Source organism: Pseudomonas sp. B21-056 (assembly GCF_026016325.1).
In the GTDB taxonomy this organism is placed as follows: domain Bacteria; phylum Pseudomonadota; class Gammaproteobacteria; order Pseudomonadales; family Pseudomonadaceae; genus Aquipseudomonas.
The window spans coordinates 5,432,484-5,450,237 of the sequence record NZ_CP087203.1 but is presented as its reverse complement, the minus strand read 5'-3'; the positions used below and the strand labels follow the sequence as shown (position 1 = coordinate 5,450,237).

Sequence of the window (17,754 nt, the reverse complement as noted above, 5' to 3'; positions counted from 1 at the left end):
GGGCCTTTGGCTGTAACTGAACGGGCTGATCAGGCGCCGTACACCGGCAGCTTCTTGCAGATCGCCTTGACCTTCTCACGAACGGCGTCGATCACCGCTTCGTTGTTCAGGTCGGCCAGGATGTCGCAGATCCAGCCGGCCAGTTCCTTGCACTCGGCTTCCTTGAAACCACGAGTGGTCACGGCCGGGGTGCCGAAGCGCAGGCCGGAGGTGACGAACGGGGAGCGTGGGTCGTTCGGCACCGAGTTCTTGTTCACGGTGATGAACGCCTTGCCCAGCGCCGCGTCGGCGTCTTTGCCGGAAATGTCCTGCTTGATCAGCGACAACAGGAACAGGTGGTTCTCGGTACCGCCGGACACCACGTCGAAGCCACGCTCGATGAACACGCCGGCCATGGCCTTGGCGTTTTTCACGACCTGCTGCTGGTAGGCCTTGAACTCAGGTTGCAGGGCTTCCTTGAAGCAGACGGCCTTGGCGGCGATGACGTGCTCCAGCGGGCCGCCCTGGGCGCCCGGGAACACGGCGGAGTTGAGCTTCTTCTCGATGTCGGCATTGGCGCGAGCCAGGATCAGACCGCCACGTGGACCGCGCAGGGTCTTGTGCGTAGTGGTAGTCACGACGTCGGCGAATGGCACCGGGTTCGGGTAGACGCCCGCGGCGATCAGGCCGGCAACGTGGGCCATGTCGACGAACAGGTAGGCACCGACCTTGTCGGCGATGGCGCGAAAACGCGGGAAGTCGAGGACCTGGGAGTAGGCGGAAAAACCGGCCACGATCATTTTCGGCTTGTGCTCGACGGCCAGGCGCTCGACTTCGTCGTAGTCGATCAGGCCGTTGCCGTCGATGCCGTACTGGATGGCGTTGTACAGCTTGCCGGAGGACGAAACGCTGGCGCCGTGGGTCAGGTGACCGCCGTGGGCCAGGCTCATGCCCAGGATGGTGTCGCCAGCCGACAGCAGCGCCAGGTAGACGGCCGCGTTGGCCTGGGAACCGGCGTGGGGCTGGACGTTGGCGTAATCGGCGCCGAACAGTTCCTTGGCCCGGTCAATGGCCAGTTGCTCGACCACGTCGACGTATTCGCAACCGCCGTAGTAGCGCTTGCCCGGATAGCCTTCGGCGTACTTGTTGGTCAGTACCGAGCCTTGAGCTTCCATCACCGCGGGGCTGGTGTAGTTTTCCGAAGCGATCAGCTCAATGTGCTCTTCCTGGCGCTGGGCTTCTTGCTCCATGGCGGCAAAGAGATCGGCGTCGTACTTGGCAATAGTCAAATCACGGCTGAACATGGCGGTCCTCAAGGATCGGGGGCAGAAAAGGGAGGCATTCTAACCCAACCGCTTTTGGAAGGGGTATGAAAGGACGTCATGTGGTGGACGAATGGGATTCACCCAGGTTTCGGCGTTGCCCGGACTGGCCTCATCGCGAGCAGGCTCGCTCCCACAGGGGAACGCATTTCAAAATGTGGGAGCGAGCCTGCTCGCGATGAGGTCGGTAGCAACCCCGCAAAGCCTCAGTCGAGCATGAACAACGCATCATTGCTGAACTGCGCTTCGAACCGGTGGGCGGGCATCGGGCGGCCGAACAGGTAGCCCTGGACTTCGTCGCAGCCGTGTTCGCGCAGGAAGTCGAGTTGTTCATGGGTCTCGACGCCTTCGGCGATCACCGCGAGGTTGAGGCTGTGGGCCATGGCGATGATCGCCCGGGCGATCTGCGCGTCCTGTTCGCCGGACGGCAGGCCGTCGACGAAGGTGCGGTCGATCTTCAGCACATCGATGGGGAATTGCTTGAGGTAGTTGAGCGACGAATAACCGGTGCCGAAGTCATCTACGGCGATGCTCAGGCCCAGGTTTTTCAATCCGGCGAGGATCTGCATCGCCTCACTGACTTCGCGCATCAGGATACTTTCGGTCAGCTCCAGTTCCAGGCACGCCGGCGACAGGCCGGTGGTGCGCAGGATATTGGCGATCCGCGTGCCCAACTGACCATCGGAGAACTGCCGGGCTGAAATGTTGACCGAGACTTTCGGCACCCGGACCTTGGCCTGGTGCCAGGTCTTGAGCTGCCGGCAGGCCTCGTCGATCACCCAATCGCCGACGTCCACCACCAGCCCGAGTTCTTCGAGCACCGGGATGAAGTCCCCTGGCGGCACCAGCCCGCGTCGCGGATGGCGCCAGCGCAGCAGGGCCTCGGCGCCGGTCAGGCGTTTGCCGTCGCCGCTGAACTGCGGCTGGTAATACAACACGAATTCGTTTTGCTCGAGGGCGTGGCGCAGGTCGCTTTCCAGTTCCAGTCGTTCCAGGGCACTGGCGTTCATGTCGGCCTGATAGAACTGGAAGTTGTTCTTGCCGCGCTCCTTGGCGTGATACATCGCCGTGTCGGCGTTTTTCATCAACTGGCTCAGTTCGTTGCCGTCCTGGGGGCTCAGGGCGATACCGATACTGGCCGTGACGAAGAACTCCCGGCCTTCGAGCACGAAGGGCCGGACCAGGCTGGCGAGGATCTGCTCGGCCACGGTAATTGCCCGGTTCAGCGCCATTTCCCGGCTGGCGCGCGGTTCCAGCAACAGGGTGAACTCGTCGCCACCCATGCGCGCCACGGTGTCGTCGTCGGTGACGCAGCCGAGCAGGCGTGTCGCCATGTCCTTGAGCATCCTGTCGCCGGCGGCATGGCCCAGGGAGTCGTTGATCGGCTTGAACCGGTCCAGGTCGAGGAACATCAGCACCACCCAGTTCTTCTGCCGCTCGGCCGATTGCAGCGCGGTGTGCAGGCGATCCTGGAACAGCGTGCGGTTGGGCAGGTGGGTGAGGGCGTCGTAATAGGCCAGGCGATGGATGCGTTGTTCGCTGGCCTTGCGCTCGCTGATGTCGCTGAAGAAGCACACGTAGCTGGCCAGGTCGCCTTCATCGTCCAGCACTGCGGTGATACCGACCCAGGCCGGGTAATGTTCGCCGTTGCGGCGCTTGAGCCAGACTTCGCCTTCCCAGGAACTGTGCTGTTGCAGTTGCTTGAGCACATAGCGCAGGTGGGCTTCCTGCTGCTCGTCCACGGTGAGCATGTTCGGCAACTGATCCAGCACCTGCGACACCGCGTAGCCACTGACCCGGCTGAAGGCTTCGTTGGCCTGGACGATGTAACCGGCCGGGTCGGTGATCAGGATCGCCGAGGTCGAATGCTCGAATACCGTGGCGGCCATGCGCAGGTCTTTTTCGGCGCGCCGTTGCTGGCTGATGTCGCGACCGACGCCCAGCACGCCTTCGAACCCGCCGAAATCATCCCAGACCAGCACCAGCCGCAGTTCGATGGGGATCTTGCGTCCGTCGGCACGCAGGCAGTCGAACAGGAACAACTGGGTCTGCATCTGGTTGCGCAGCTCGGCCAGTTGCCCGGGCTTGTCGAGGGCCTTGCTGACCCGGTCCATCAGGGTATAGATGCCGGTCAGTTGTTGCGGGTTGGCGATGGTCGACTGCCAACCGTTCTGGAAGATCCAGTCGGCGTTGTAGCCCAGCACCGCTTGCACCGACGGGCTGACGTAGTTGAGCGACAGTTTGCTGTCGGTGGAGAAAATCACGTCGCTGATGCTTTCGGCGAGCATCCGGTAGCGCTGTTCACTGTCACGCAGCGACTCGCTGGCCTCGATCTGCTCGGTGATATCCTTCGCCACGCCGATGATCCGCGTCACCTGGTCGTGCCGGTCCCGGGCCAGGGCCTGTTCACGGATGTCGAAACGTCGCCATTTGCCGTCGCGATGGCGGAAGCGCAGTTGGCATTGCAACAAATGCGCATACCCGCCCCGACGTTGTTCCTGGCGCAGCGTGTGGTAGTGGTCGGCGTCATCGCTGTGCAGCAGGATTTCCCAGAAGTACTCACCCATCTGGTGCAGTTCGGTGCGGTCATACCCCAGGGTCTGGCCCAGGTGGTGGTTGCTGAAGATCATCCGCTGGCTGATGACGTCCTGCACGTAGAGATGATCCGGCACGGTGCGCACCACGTCGGACCAGAAGCCTTCGCGTTCGAGCAGCGAGAGTTCGATCAGCTTGCGGCTGGTGATGTCGTTGATGCTCAGGATGACGGCGTTATAGTCCTGCTGTTTTTCCGGCAGACGCAGGACCAGCCAGAGGTGCTGGTCACGGCCATGGGCGTCCTGGAGCTTGATCTCCAGTTCCAGTTGCTTGTGCGGGTCAAGTAGCGCTTCGAGCAGTTGCGGGCCGACGGGGTTGTTGTCCTGGGGGCCTTTGCCCACCAGCAACTGCCAGGCCTGTTCACAGGAGTCGACGTTGAGCAACTGCAACGCCATCTGGTTGACTTCGGTGATGCGTACTTCCTGTTGCAGTTGTTCGAGCTGGTGCGGGACTTTCATCCACGCCCGCAATTGATCGCCATTGTGCAGGCCGGCCCGGGCAAAGAATGACTTGAGACTCGACAGGTCGAGTACACACAGGGCGACGCCGGTGCCTTCGAAAATGTCCTGGTAACGACGGCGCCCCTCGTGCAGTTGGCGCTGGCGCCGACGCATGTTCAGCAACGCGATCACCGGCAGCATCGAAAACGCCAGGCCCAGCAGGCATTTGCCAATGAAGGCCGGTAGCAGTTGCTCGAGCACCTGGCGACGGTCGAACAGCCCTCGCAGTTGCCAGTCGCTGCTGCTCAGGGGCACGGTCAGTACGGTGTTATCCAGGTCGTCCGTCGACAGGCGCGTGGGGCTGATCGACGGCAGGCTCTCGTCGCGGCTGACAATTTGCTGGTTGAGGCGGTTTTCCACCAGCCACAGCGGGCGCAAACCCGTATCGGCCTGTTTGATCAGGGTGGAAAAGAAATTCGGAGTCAGGCGCAGGGCCCAGTAGCCGCGAGTGCCGCCGCTGGCCTGGTGCAACAGCAGATGCACCACGGAGCCGTCGTCAGCGTTACTGAAGTAGTGCGCCTGGTCATGACTGCGCTGCACCAGCTCACTGAGATAGGGGGCGTCGTGGCTGTCGGGGTCGGTGTCGCCGAGCACCATGCCGGACGGGCTCAGCAAGGCCAGGCTGCGCAGCTGAGGCAACGATTGCTGGAGTTTGTGCAACAACACCTGCTGTTCGTCGGCTGTTTGCGGTTGTTCGACGATCGGTAGCAGGTTGAGGGCGATCTGCGCATTCAGGGCCATGTTCAGGCTGGCTTGCGCGGCCAGGTCGGCGGTGTAATCAATGGTGTACTGGCGCTGTTGCTGCTGGGTGACGCGCAGTTGGTCGAGCAACTGCCAGAAGAGCAATCCGAGCAACAGCAGCACCAGAGTGGCCAGCGCGCCCTTCAATGTCCCGCGCAGGGGCGAGCCGGGCACGGTATCCGGTGCGCGTGGGGACAGGGTCGGCGTGACGTTGGACAAGCTGTAATCCTGCGGTTTGCTGGACTGGCGCGACACGCACTATAAGCCGGACGCCCGAAGGGCGGCTAGCATGCCTTGAGTTGTGGCAAAGTGCCAGTCCCTGATGGCTGGACCTTGACGGACGGTTGAGGTAGCTTTGCCGGTCAAACAAGAGCGTTCCAGCTCCGGATTCCCAGGCTTTATCTGCCCCGCAGGCATTGATGACCATCAACTGCCGGTGCCGTGCATGGCCTGGCTCGTTCTTTTCACCTGTCACAGACGCTAGGTTCTCCATGGCTCAATACGTCTTCACCATGCATCGGCTGAGCAAAGTTGTTCCGCCGAAGCGGGAAATCCTGAAAAACATTTCGCTCTCATTCTTCCCCGGCGCCAAGATCGGCGTACTGGGCCTCAACGGTTCGGGTAAATCCACGCTGCTGAAGATCATGGCCGGCGTCGATAGCGAATTCGACGGCGAAGCCCGTCCGATGCCGGACCTGAACATCGGCTACCTGCCCCAGGAGCCGCAGCTGGATCCGACCAAGACCGTGCGTGAAGTGGTCGAGGAAGCGGTCAGCGTGATCAAGGACGCCCAGGCGCGTCTGGACGAGGTCTATGCCGCCTACGCCGACCCGGATGCCGACTTTGACAAGCTGGCCGCCGAACAGGCCAAGCTCGAAGCGATCCTGCAGGCCAGCGACGGCCACAACCTGGAGCGCCAGCTGGAAGTCGCCGCCGATGCCCTGCGCCTGCCGGCCTGGGAAGCGAAGGTCGAACACCTGTCTGGCGGTGAGAAGCGCCGTGTGGCCCTGTGCCGCCTGTTGCTGTCCGCCCCGGACATGCTGCTGCTCGACGAACCGACCAACCACCTGGACGCCGATTCCGTCGCCTGGCTCGAACACTTCCTGCACGACTTCCCGGGCACCGTCGTGGCGATTACCCACGACCGTTACTTCCTGGACAACGTCGCCGGCTGGATCCTGGAACTCGACCGCGGCGCCGGCATTCCGTACGAGGGCAACTATTCGGGCTGGCTGGAAGCCAAGTCCGATCGTCTGGCCCAGGAATCCAAGCAGCAGTCGGCCCATGAGAAGGCCATGAAGGAAGAACTGGAGTGGGTGCGCAAAGGCGCCAAGGCCCGTCAGTCCAAATCCAAGGCTCGTCTGCAACGCTTCGAGGAAATGCAATCCCAGGAATTCCAGAAGCGCAGCGAAACCAACGAGATCTACATCCCGGCCGGTCCGCGCCTGGGTGACAAGGTCATCGAGTTCAAGAACGTCACCAAGGGCTACGGCGACCGCGTGTTGATCGACAACTTGTCGTTCTCCATGCCAAAAGGCGCGATCGTCGGTGTAATCGGTGGTAACGGCGCGGGTAAATCCACGCTGTTCCGCATGCTGATGGGCAAGGAAACCCCGGATTCGGGCAGCATCGAAGTGGGCGAAACCGTGCAACTGGCCTGCGTCGACCAGAGCCGCGAAGACCTGGACGGCAGCAAGACGGTGTTCCAGCAGATCTCCGACGGTTCCGACCAGATCCGCATCGGCAACTACGAAATCCCGTCGCGCACCTACGTGGGTCGCTTCAACTTCAAGGGCGGCGACCAGCAGAAGTTCGTCAAGGACCTGTCCGGTGGTGAGCGCGGTCGCCTGCACCTGGCGCTGACCTTGAAGGAGGGCGGCAACGTCCTGCTGCTCGACGAGCCGTCCAACGACCTCGACGTCGAAACCCTGCGTTCCCTGGAAGAAGCCCTGCTGGACTTCCCGGGCGCCGCCATTGTGATCTCCCACGATCGGTGGTTCCTCGACCGCGTGGCGACCCACATCCTGGCGTACGAAGACGACTCCCAAGCGGTGTTCTTCGAGGGCAACTACACCGAGTACGAAGCCGATCGCAAGAAGCGCCTCGGCGAAGCCGCTGCCCAGCCGCACCGGGTACGGCACAAGAAGCTGGCCTGATTCCATCTGCCGGTAAGCCACAAAACCTGTGGGAGCGAGCCCTGCTCGCGATAGCGTCGGATCAATCAACATTCATGTTGCCTGACCCACCGCCATCGCGAGCAGGGCTCGCTCCCACAGTGGTTTATCGGCAGGGCAGGAGTCACTCCGGCTCTATCGCCACCACCTCAATCGCCATATCCCCCACCGGTCGCTTCCAGACCACCTCGTCCCCCACCTTGCTCCCCAGCAACGCCCGCCCCAGCGGCGAGCCCCAGTTGATCAGCCCACTGGCCGCATCGGCCTGGTCCTCACCCACCAATTGCACGCGTTGTTCATGGTCGTGCTCATCGACAAAGGTCACCCAATGGCCGATCCGCACCTGATCCGCTGACGTCGTCGTAATGACTTGGGCGCTTTGCAGGCGCTGATTGAAATAGCGCAGATCCCGTTCCAGGTCCGCGATGCGCTGTTTGTCCGCCAGGTCTCTGCGGGCTGTCTGCTGGCTGTGCAGCGCCTGCAACTCGGCGACCCGGGCCTGCAACTGGGCGAGCCCGGCGGGCGTGACGTAGTTGGGTTGCGCACTGACCTGGCGTTCGACCGGTTGATCGGCCTGGGCCGCGGCGCTGTCTTCGTTGACGAAGGCACGACTCATGGTGTTCTCCTCTATTGGAGTTTGGGCCATGGTCGCAGGCTTTTGGTTTCGATGGATATCTGTACGCGACTCACTGCGAACGATAGGCCCGGGCGGCATCGCGATCCTTTTCCTGCTGCCAGGCGCGTTCGCGCTCATCCCAGTGACGGTCGCGGTAGGCGTCACGGTCTTCACTTTCACGCATGGCCTGGCATTGCCGGAACCCGTCGCTCCAGCCTTCAGCGTAGCGTGCATCCTTGAGGTAGCGTGGGACGTCTTTCCTGAACTGGCCGGTGATCGCGCCGGCTGCTTGCCGGCCACTGCTGCAACCGTCATCGAAGCCGTCGGCGAATGCGGGTGGATATCCCCTCGCAATCAAGTCTTCGTGGGTGCTCTCACAGCCACCGAGCAACATCAATACACCCAGCACTACCGCGCACCTCATCTCGACTCCCAGCCCTTTAACGGATCTATAAGGGAAGTGTAGAAGTACCGTTGTCGATGGGCAGTGAAAGAATCATCAAAAAGGTCTGGCATCGTTGCCAATGACTGCGGGTTCAGACGCCCGCTTTCTCAACGGCATCTGCGATCAGTGGCGCAACTTCACGCAACCCCTCGAGGGGCAGCTTCTTTCTTTTGTACATGCTGTACCAGCTTTGACGCCAACGAATAATTCGTTCGCCATCACGCAAGTTGAGCCGCTTGAGGGTGTATTCGGCCTTGGCGCGATACGCTGCGGGGATGGCATCTGTGGTGCACATCTGAAGCGACGGCAAGATAATTTCAAACCAGCCCGCACCGACTTCATGTGGGTCGAGCACTGTGTCATCAGCCGTTTTCTTGATGGAATTGAGCGTCCCGGATGCGAAGCGGTAATTGCTCCACTCATACGCCAGTTCCGGATGATGTTTGTAGCTCAGGTAATGGTCGAGCGTTCCGCCGGTAGGGTCGAGCATGGCTGCATAGCCGCACAGGTTGGAGTAATGATCTGCCAACTCCGTAGCGCATTTGTTCCAGAACGGTGAAGGACGAGCGGCTCCAGGATTGTCCTTGAGCCATTGATTTCCAGGTGTCCTGACATTCTTTTCGAAGTCATCAGGTTCATCGGGCTTGGCCACCGGGATCATTGATCAGCACCAGGGCCGAAGTGTCTTACGCCGCCCTCGATCAGCCAGCGTGGCCAGAATTCATCATGGGCAGGAAGCAGCCTCTGCAGTGCCTTGTGAATGGATGCTCGGGTTCTAAGCCCTTCAGGCAGTTGCTTTTCTCCGCGCATGAATGCTTCGGCGGCCTCTATGGCTTTTTCTGCCTCCAGGGAGCGGGCCTGGTCCAGGCCAAAGGTGTCGGAGACCAGCCAACTGCTGGCGTCACCCTGTGCTGCCCAATGCCCTTGTGTCAACGAGACCTTGTGGTCCTGGATCGATAACTGGATCTGATCGTCCTGTTCTTCGTCGAATACAGGTTCGAGGGACGCTGCGACAAGCGGCGAATGCGTAGCGATCAGCAACTGCGGCGGGGCGGTGCCGTGGTGCTTGCGCAACGTCTTGATCGCTTGCAGCAGGCTGGGCATGAGCGTGCGTTGCCACCTGGGGTGCAAGTGGGTTTCCGGTTCATCGAACAGGATGACAAACCGGCGTTCGGGTTTTTTGTCGAGTATCGCGGCGGCTGCCTGGTGTTCATACCAGGCCCATACGAGAAAGTAAGCCAGCCCCAATATGCGGCGTACCCCGGCAGATGCCAGCGCGACAGGAATGTTCTGATTGCCGATAGTGAGTGTCGGTCGTTCTCGGCCTTCACCCAGATAGACTCTTTTGGGCTCTCCGATGCAGAGTGGCTCAGCGGCAGGGGAGAGATCGCGCAGCGCATTTGCCAATGCTTCGAATTGGGGTTTTCGGCCGTTTTGCCAATTGACCCAGTCGCGCTCCAGGCCTTCACAAACCCTTTGCCCGTTGACGTCGAGACCATCCCATACGGCGTCGGCAGAAAAGTGATACGCGGCGGGTCGATCCTTATCGGTGCGCCAGTAATTGCGTGCCGGATCCCATACGGAGAAGCCGCCGTCGATCCTGACGTAAACCACAATGCCGGGCATGGTGGGTCGGCTTTGCTTCAAGGGCCAGGAACTGTCTTCCCGTTTATAGGTAGATACAACGGGCTGCGCGACCCCCGATTTGCCTTTTACAACATATTCAATGGAGGACTTCCCCGGATTCACCGGCAAGGCTGGCGTATTGGCCCAGGTACGCGTCAGCGCCCACCAGGCCAGGTCCAGCAGAAAACTCTTTCCCAGTCCATTGTCACCAGTGATCAGATTGATTCGTGGCGCCCAATTGACTTCGAGCTCAGGAGCAGGCCCCACGTTTTTCATGTGCAGATAATCAAGCATCGCAGCATTCAATTCCGATTAAAGGTTTATCCCGGCCAATCTACTTGATTTCGGCTGACTTCGAAACGAGTCCGAAAACGCGTCCCGCCTTGGATTCTTCTTCGGCTCAGATATCAATAGTGATACCACTTCACCTCAAGCATCACCTCGTTCTCCGGTGAGGCCAGGTGGCTGAACTCCCGCTGGGCGCTCAGGCGCAGGCCGAGGTTGCGCGACAGTTCCCATTGTTGATTCAGGCTCAGGCTGCGGCGCACCTCGCCGTTGACGAAGTAGTCGCCCTTGGCTTCCAGGCTCAGGTTGCCCAGCGGATTTTTCCACAGCACGCCGCTGTTGAACCCGGTGGCCGGGGCGATGAATTGGGCGAAGTCGTTGTTGTGTTCCACCCGCACGGTGCCCAGGGCAAACCCCAGCACATCCTCGCCCAACGCCCAGGTACCGCCGGCGCCGCCATTGACGTGGCTGACCAGGGTTTCATCGTCGTGCTTGCCCGGCACCCGTTCCAGGCCCCCGGTGACCTGCCAGGACAGCGGTTGCAGCAGCTCGTTGCGCGGGGTCAGGGAGCGGATGGTCGCCAGGTCCAGTTGCTGCACCTGCCAGTCATTGCCTTCGTACTGGCGCAGCTTCAATTGCAGGATTTCTATTTGCGCCCCCAGCGGGAAACTTTCGCCGTTGTCGTTGAGGTCGTGATAGGCCATGCGCAAGCCGTATTCGCCGAACGCCCGGTCGCCCCGGGCACCCAGGCCGGCCTGCCAGGTGCGCGACTCATGACCGTCTTCGGGCAGGCCCGGTTGCGGGATGTCGAGTTCCGGCGCGGGGTTCTGGTTGATCGCCCGCAGCAGCTCGAAGCTGCGCTGGGCGCGTTGCGGGTCGCGCTCCTGGCCGTTGGCGCGGTAACGTTCCAGACGGTAGGCCGCATCGACAATCAGTGCCTGGCGTTCGCGGGGCAGAGCCTTGAATTCGGCGACCTGCAATTGCTTCTGGTCGGCGCTGACCTTCAGCACCCACTGTTGTTCGTCATCGGTGAGCGGCTCGGCGCGGCTGAGCAGTTCCCGCTCGCGGGACGGACGATATTCGATGCTCTCCACCAACCCGGCTTCCTTCACCGCCTTGACGGTGTCGGTGGGGATCGCCGTCAGCGGGAATTGTTCGGTCAGGCGCAGGCTCGGACGGGCCACTTGCAGCAGCTCAAGCAGGCGATAGGAGCAGTTTTCGTCGAAGAAAAAATAGTCGAACCGGATCTGCTTGAGTTCCCAGACGTGCTCGACCATGCGCTCGGTTTCCGCCTGGCTCAGGTTGAGGCGGTACTCCCACAGGTCGCGGTTCTCCAGGCTGCGGTATTCGGACAGTTTCTCCTGGTAGGGCACCAGGGCGAACAGGCCGGGATAGCCGCCCATCAAGCCTTTCCAGGCGTAGATGATGCTGTTGTCCGAGCCTTCGATGTAGGCGCCGAAATTGATCGCGTAGCTCAGCAGGGCAGTCTTGTCCCGTTGCACGTCGGCCTGGTCGATGCGCAACAGGGTATGGCCGAACATCGACGACGGGCTGTTCAGGTAGGCGGCCGGGAAAATCATCACCGCGCTGTGGGGCGAGACGTCCTTGAACCATTGGTTGAAGTCGCTGCAGTCGACGGCCGGTAGATCCGTCAGGTTGAGCTGCGCCTTGAGCCAGCGCGTGCGCGCCGGGTACACGCACTGGGCGTGTTGCTGGCCGGCGCTGGCCGGGCCGTAGAGGGCCTGTAGCGTGGCGGTCAGTTCATGGTCGGGATGTTCGTTGCCGTCGGGTGCGAGGAAAAATTTCCTGTCGCTGACATAGCTGCGCCAGCCGCCGAGCTTGGCGGTTTCGTAGTGGCCCAGGGAAATCCAGAAGCGGTCATTGGCCAGTTGCTGCAAACGTTGAGGGTCGACATGAGGTGCGGCGGACAATGGGGCGCACACACAGAGCGCCAGCCAGGCAAGGCGTTTGAGCATAGTCGGCTACTTGGAAAGTCGAAAAATAAAAGACCGGATGGGCCCAAAAAAGAAAACCCGCTCCCCGAAAGGAGCGAGTGGGGTCGAGCTTAAGCTTGAGTGGCGTACTTGGCCAGGCGAGGATCGTTTTTCAGCACGGCCAGGGTGTTGGTATGCACGTCTTCTGCGGTCACGTCAGCCTTGCTGAAGATCTGCTGGAAGTGCTCGTGGGTGACAGCGGAGAAGTGCGCGCGATCCTCCGGCGCCACACCCAGTACCACGGCATAGGTGGTCAGCGCTTCGCCCTGACCCTTGGCCATGTCTTCGGACAGCTCGTTCATCATGCCATTCATGGCCAGCCAGGACTTGCCACCGTAGGTCAGTGCCGCGTTGGTCGAGCAACCGTTGGTGCCCGAGGTCATGCCGAAGGTGGCGTTGCCGGAGGTGCCGTTGGTGGTGGAGGCGAGGAAGTGAGCCGGGGTGCCACGCTGACCTTCGAACAGCATGTTGCCCCAGCCGCAATCCGGACCGCCCGGCGCCTGAGCCATGGCGTTGAGGGATACAGCGGTGAAGAGAGTACCGAGAAGAATCCGTTTCATAGCTATGTTCTCTTTATGTGCATACCAATGGACAGGGTCTGACACCTTCGTGGCTTCAACCACTCGTGCCAGGGGGCCGGTTATTGTTCCAGCCGCGCAGTTTGGAGTTTAGGCACGATCCGAGGGTTCCGTGACATTTTGCAAAAACTATCCTCCAAGTCATGGAGTTACAGGCCTCGACTGCTGCTCGGACCTGGCCGGTTGACTATGCTTTGACCTGAGGCGCTCCTTGCCAGTCAGGTACGGGCGGCGCCAGAATGCCGTTATCTGCCCCGCCTGATGTAAGGAAGCCCGATGCCTGATCCTGTTGCTGCCAGCTTGCGTCTAGCGCCCGAAGCGCTGACCCGTCCGTTTTCCGCTGAACAGTTCAGCTTCTCTACCACCAATGATCTGGAGCCCTTCCGCGGTGTGCTTGGCCAGGAGCGTGCGGTCGAAGCATTGCAGTTCGGTGTGGCCATGCCGCGCCCCGGTTACAACGTATTTGTCATGGGCGAGCCCGGCACTGGCCGGTTTTCGTTCGTCAAACGCTACCTCAAGGCCGAAGGCAAGCGCCTGCAGACCCCGGCGGACTGGGTCTACGTCAACAATTTCGATGAGCCCCGTGAACCCCGTGCCCTGGAGCTGCCATCGGGCACCGCCGGTGCCTTCATCAGTGATATCAACGGCCTGATCGACAACCTGCTGGCGACGTTTCCGGCGGTGTTCGAGCATCCGTCCTACCAGCAGAAAAAAAGCGCCATCGACCGCGCATTCAACCAGCGCTACGACCGCGCCCTGGATGTCATCGAGCGCCTGGCCCTGGAGAAGGATGTCGCGCTGTACCGTGACAGCAGCAACATCGCCTTCACGCCGATGAGTGAAGGCAAGGCCTTGGATGAAGCGGAATTCGCCCAATTGCCGGAATCCGAACGCGAGCGTTTCCATGAGGACATCTCCGGCCTGGAAGAGCGCCTGAACGAAGAGCTCGCCAGCCTGCCGCAATGGAAGCGTGAATCCAGCAACCAGTTGCGTCAGCTCAACGAAGAAACCATCACCCTGGCCCTGCAACCCTTGCTCGCGCCGCTGTCGGAAAAGTACGCGGAGAACGCGGCGGTCTGCGGCTACTTGCAGGCCATGCAGGTCAACCTGCTCCGGACGGTGGTCGAGCAACTGGTGGACGACAGCAAGACCGACGCCATCGCCCGCAAGATGCTGGAAGAGCAATATGCGCCGAGCCTGATCGTGGGGCATCCGGCGAGCGGCGGCGCCCCAGTGGTGTTCGAACCGCACCCGACCTACGACAACCTGTTCGGGCGTATCGAATACAGCACCGACCAGGGCGCGCTCTACACCACCTACCGGCAGTTGCGGCCCGGTGCCTTGCATCGGGCCAACGGTGGCTTCCTGATCCTCGAAGCGGAAAAAATGCTCGGTGAGCCGTTCGTGTGGGACGCGCTCAAGCGTGCCCTGCAATCGCGCAAGCTGAAAATGGAATCGCCCCTGGGCGAACTGGGCCGCTTGGCCACAGTGACCCTCACGCCGCAGCACATCCCGTTGCAGGTCAAGGTCGTGATCATCGGCGCTCGCCAGCTCTACTACGCCTTGCAGGACCTGGACTCGGACTTCCAGGAAATGTTTCGCGTGCTGGTGGACTTCGACGAAGACATCCCGATGGGCGACGAGAGCCTGGAGCAGTTCGCCCAGTTGCTCAAGACCCGCACTTCGGAAGAAGGCATGGCGCCGCTGACCGCCGATGCGGTGGCGCGCCTGGCGACCTACAGTGCGCGCCTGGCTGAACACCAGGGACGCTTGTCGGCCCGTATCGGCGATCTGTTCCAATTGGTCAGCGAGGCGGATTTCATCCGTCAACTGGCCAGTGACGAGATGACCGACGCCGGCCATATCGAGCGCGCCCTCAAGGCCAAGGCCACCCGCACCGGGCGCGTTTCGGCACGGATCCTCGACGACATGCTGGCGGGGATCATCCTGATCGACACCGCCGGCGCCGCCGTGGGCAAGTGCAACGGGTTGACGGTGCTGGAGGTGGGCGACTCGGCGTTCGGTGTGCCGGCGCGGATCTCCGCCACGGTGTACCCGGGCGGCAGCGGCATCGTCGACATCGAGCGGGAGGTCAACCTCGGCCAGCCGATTCACTCCAAGGGCGTGATGATCCTCACCGGTTACCTGGGCAGCCGTTATGCCCAGGAGTTCCCGTTGGCGATCTCGGCCAGTATCGCCCTGGAGCAGTCCTACGGTTATGTCGACGGCGACAGTGCCTCCCTGGGCGAGGCGTGCACGCTGATTTCAGCGCTGTCGAAGACCCCGTTGAAGCAGTGCTTCGCCATCACCGGCTCGATCAACCAGTTCGGTGAGGTGCAGGCGGTGGGCGGGGTCAACGAGAAGATCGAAGGCTTTTTCCGTCTCTGTGAAGCCCGTGGGCTGACCGGCGAGCAAGGGGCGATCATTCCCCAGGCCAACGTCGCCACCCTGATGCTCGATGAGAAGGTGCTGGCCGCCGTGCGAGCGGGGCAGTTCCACGTCTATGCCGTGCGCCAGGCCGACGAGGCCCTGAGCCTGCTGGTGGGTGAGCCTGCCGGTGAGCCGGATGAGAATGGCGAGTTCCCCGAGGGCAGCGTCAACGCCCGGGTGGTGGAACGGCTGAGGGTGATTGCCGAGATGATCAGCGAGGACGATATCAAGGAAGCGGAGAAGGAGTTGGCGCAGGCGGCGTTGGCGGAGGCCAAGCCGGCTTGATGGAAGTGAAGACCTGAATGTGGGAGCGAGCCTGCTCGCGAAAGCGGTGGATCAGCATCATTGATGTTGACTGACCCAACGCATTCGCGAGCAGGCTCGCTCCCACATTTGGTTTCGCACAGATTCAAAAAATGCTTCAGCACGCCGCCGATTTGGCGCCAATATTCACACTATGACCATTCGGCGCATTCTGGTCTCGCTTGGCTTGCAAGCGGAACTTTTCTTCTATCCTCAGTTCAAGGATAACGAGAGTCATCATCGGATCGAAACAGCCTCCCCGGGGCTGAATACCGTATCACTGAGGGGCGCCGCCATGTCGCGCAACCTTTGCCTCACCCGCCAATGCCTGGGTCTTGTCACTCGTATCGAATGCGCTATCCGCCCGCTGGCGGGGGATACCGGCATGTGGACCCTGCTTTTCGCCGCCGGTATGGCCGGCGAACAACCTTCCGCCCTCAAGGCCCAGGGCCCTTTTCCCGGCCCGAACGCCGCCGAATCCATCCTCGACACCATCGTCCAGGCGTTGACCTTGCACGGTTATGAACTGGCTAACGATCCGCAGATCTGGTGCCTGCACATGCAAGCCCAATTGCGTGAAATCAACGGCGGGCGCAGTCACAGCGCAGGCTTCGAGTTCCGTCCGCCTCATTGAGGGCCGGCCCCTGGCATCAGGACCTTACACAAGGGGCAAGGATGGCCCTGGCGTTTGTGGGGCACGTGGTGGCTGATATACTCGCCGCCATTTTCAGCCCTGGTGTGAGATTCAATGGAACGCTTTATCGAAAATGCAATGTACGCCTCCCGTTGGCTGCTGGCGCCGATCTACTTCGGGTTGTCCCTGGGCCTACTGGCCCTGGCGCTGAAATTCTTCCAGGAAGTTTTTCACGTCATCCCCAACGTATTTTCCATGGCCGAGGCCGATCTGATCCTGGTGCTGCTGTCGCTGATCGACATGGCGCTGGTGGGCGGCCTGCTGGTGATGGTGATGATTTCCGGCTACGAGAACTTCGTCTCGCAACTGGACATCGATTCCGACAAGGAAAAGCTCAACTGGCTCGGCACCATGGACTCTTCATCGCTGAAGATGAAAGTCGCGGCCTCCATCGTGGCCATTTCCTCCATCCACCTGCTGCGCATTTTCATGGACGCCAAGAACGTCGATCCCGAGCACCTGAAGTGGTACGTGATCATCCACATGACCTTCGTGGTGTCGGCGTTCGCCATGGGTTACCTGGACAAGCTGACCAAGCACTGAAACCCCGTTGGCACAGCGCCCGTCTGTTGAGAAGCAGGCGGGCGTTGTCGTTTCCGGCGGGGCACTTTGACGTGGGCGCTCGTCATCCGTCATGGCATCTGTGCTAGTCTGCTCGCCCTTTTGGTTCCGGGCGCTCCGGGAGGCGCTGTGTCACCCACGGCCATTCTCGAGTCGTCCGCACAGCGGAGCAGCAGCATGTCCGAAGTTAACCTGTCCACCGACGAAACCCGCGTCAGCTACGGCATTGGTCGTCAACTGGGCGACCAGTTGCGCGACAACCCGCCACCGGGCGTCAGCCTGGACGCGATCCTGGCCGGCCTGACCGACGCTTTCGCCGGCAAACCAAGCCGTGTGGGCCAGGAAGAAATGTCCGCCAGCTTCAAGGTCATCCGCGAAATCATGCAGGCCGAAGCAGCCGCCAAGGCTGAAGCCGCCGCGGGCGAAGGTCGTGCGTTCCTGGCTGAAAATGCCAAGCGCGACGGCATCACCACCCTGGCTTCGGGCCTGCAATTTGAAGTGCTGACCCAGGGCGAAGGCGCCAAGCCGACCCGTGAAGACCAGGTGCGTACCCACTACCACGGCACCCTGATCGACGGCACCGTGTTCGACAGCTCCTACGATCGTGGCCAGCCAGCCGAATTCCCGGTAGGCGGCGTGATCCCGGGCTGGACCGAAGCGCTGCAACTGATGAATACCGGCAGCAAATGGCGCCTGTACGTGCCGAGCGAACTGGCTTACGGCGCCCAGGGCGTTGGTAGCATCCCGCCGCACAGCGTTCTGGTGTTCGACGTCGAGCTGCTGGACGTTCTGTAAGGCAATAGCAGGCCTTTGTGGGAGCGGGCTTGCTCGCGATGGCGGTCAGTCAGTCGATATTGATATTGATTGACACACCGCTTTCGCGAGCAGGCTCGCTCCCACAGGGTTTGTGC

The 17,754-nt window shown here is 61.4% G+C and carries 13 protein-coding genes; 5 read left to right on the top strand and 8 right to left on the bottom strand.

What is annotated here, in order from left to right; all coding sequences use genetic code 11:
- Window positions 1-29 precede the first annotated feature (29 nt).
- Together glyA and LOY67_RS23715 are read right to left on the bottom strand one after the other, a co-directional pair.
- Window positions 30-1,283 carry a serine hydroxymethyltransferase gene (glyA, locus tag LOY67_RS23720; RefSeq protein ID WP_265064686.1) on the bottom strand — a complete coding sequence of 418 codons (1,254 nt, stop codon included), beginning with the start codon at window positions 1,281-1,283 and terminating at the stop codon, window positions 30-32.
- 224 nt (window positions 1,284-1,507) lie between these two features.
- On the bottom strand, window positions 1,508-5,356 hold the full coding sequence (locus LOY67_RS23715; RefSeq protein ID WP_265064685.1) for a bifunctional diguanylate cyclase/phosphodiesterase: 3,849 nt from the start codon (window positions 5,354-5,356) through the stop codon (window positions 1,508-1,510).
- Window positions 5,357-5,628: 272 nt separating this feature from the next.
- On the opposite strand from LOY67_RS23715, the gene ettA reads away from it, so the two are divergent.
- Complete coding sequence (ettA, locus tag LOY67_RS23710) at window positions 5,629-7,293, top strand: energy-dependent translational throttle protein EttA (RefSeq protein WP_265064684.1); 1,665 nt, start codon at window positions 5,629-5,631, stop codon at window positions 7,291-7,293.
- A gap of 142 nt (window positions 7,294-7,435) precedes the next feature.
- On the opposite strand, the gene LOY67_RS23705 is transcribed toward ettA, so the two are convergent.
- From LOY67_RS23705 to LOY67_RS23680, 6 genes are all read right to left on the bottom strand, one after another.
- A complete protein-coding gene (locus tag LOY67_RS23705) occupies window positions 7,436-7,927 on the bottom strand; it encodes a GreA/GreB family elongation factor (protein WP_265064683.1) in 492 nt (163 codons plus the stop codon).
- Window positions 7,928-7,997: 70 nt separating this feature from the next.
- Window positions 7,998-8,351, bottom strand: coding sequence for a hypothetical protein (locus tag LOY67_RS23700; RefSeq protein ID WP_265064682.1), 354 nt, complete (start codon window positions 8,349-8,351; stop codon window positions 7,998-8,000).
- Between the two features lie 112 nt (window positions 8,352-8,463).
- Window positions 8,464-9,033: a hypothetical protein gene (locus tag LOY67_RS23695; RefSeq protein WP_265064681.1), complete on the bottom strand. Its 570-nt coding sequence runs from the start codon at window positions 9,031-9,033 to the stop codon at window positions 8,464-8,466.
- Window positions 9,030-10,292: an AAA family ATPase gene (locus LOY67_RS23690; protein WP_265064680.1), complete on the bottom strand. Its 1,263-nt coding sequence runs from the start codon at window positions 10,290-10,292 to the stop codon at window positions 9,030-9,032. The genes LOY67_RS23695 and LOY67_RS23690 overlap by 4 nt, the downstream gene beginning before the upstream one ends.
- A 113-nt stretch (window positions 10,293-10,405) precedes the next feature.
- Window positions 10,406-12,259, bottom strand: a complete 1,854-nt coding sequence (locus tag LOY67_RS23685; RefSeq protein WP_265064679.1) for a DUF4105 domain-containing protein — start codon at window positions 12,257-12,259, stop codon at window positions 10,406-10,408.
- An 89-nt stretch (window positions 12,260-12,348) separates the two neighbouring features.
- Entirely contained in the window at window positions 12,349-12,837 is a 489-nt protein-coding gene (locus LOY67_RS23680; protein ID WP_024780764.1) for a DUF3015 domain-containing protein, read from the bottom strand.
- Between the two features lie 294 nt (window positions 12,838-13,131).
- Here LOY67_RS23680 and LOY67_RS23675 point away from each other — a divergent pair, with 294 nt between their 5' ends.
- The 4 genes from LOY67_RS23675 (at window position 13,132) to LOY67_RS23660 (ending at window position 17,638) form a co-directional block, all read left to right on the top strand.
- Complete coding sequence (locus LOY67_RS23675; RefSeq protein WP_265064678.1) at window positions 13,132-15,570, top strand: Lon protease family protein; 2,439 nt, start codon at window positions 13,132-13,134, stop codon at window positions 15,568-15,570.
- A 313-nt stretch (window positions 15,571-15,883) separates the two neighbouring features.
- A complete protein-coding gene (locus LOY67_RS23670) occupies window positions 15,884-16,222 on the top strand; it encodes a hypothetical protein (protein ID WP_265064677.1) in 339 nt (112 codons plus the stop codon).
- Window positions 16,223-16,336: 114 nt separating this feature from the next.
- Window positions 16,337-16,825, top strand: coding sequence for a TIGR00645 family protein (locus tag LOY67_RS23665; RefSeq protein ID WP_265064676.1), 489 nt, complete (start codon window positions 16,337-16,339; stop codon window positions 16,823-16,825).
- A 195-nt stretch (window positions 16,826-17,020) separates the two neighbouring features.
- Window positions 17,021-17,638 (top strand): FKBP-type peptidyl-prolyl cis-trans isomerase, encoded by a 618-nt coding sequence (locus LOY67_RS23660; protein ID WP_041022757.1) that lies wholly within the window; start codon window positions 17,021-17,023, stop codon window positions 17,636-17,638.
- Window positions 17,639-17,754: the final 116 nt, after the last annotated feature.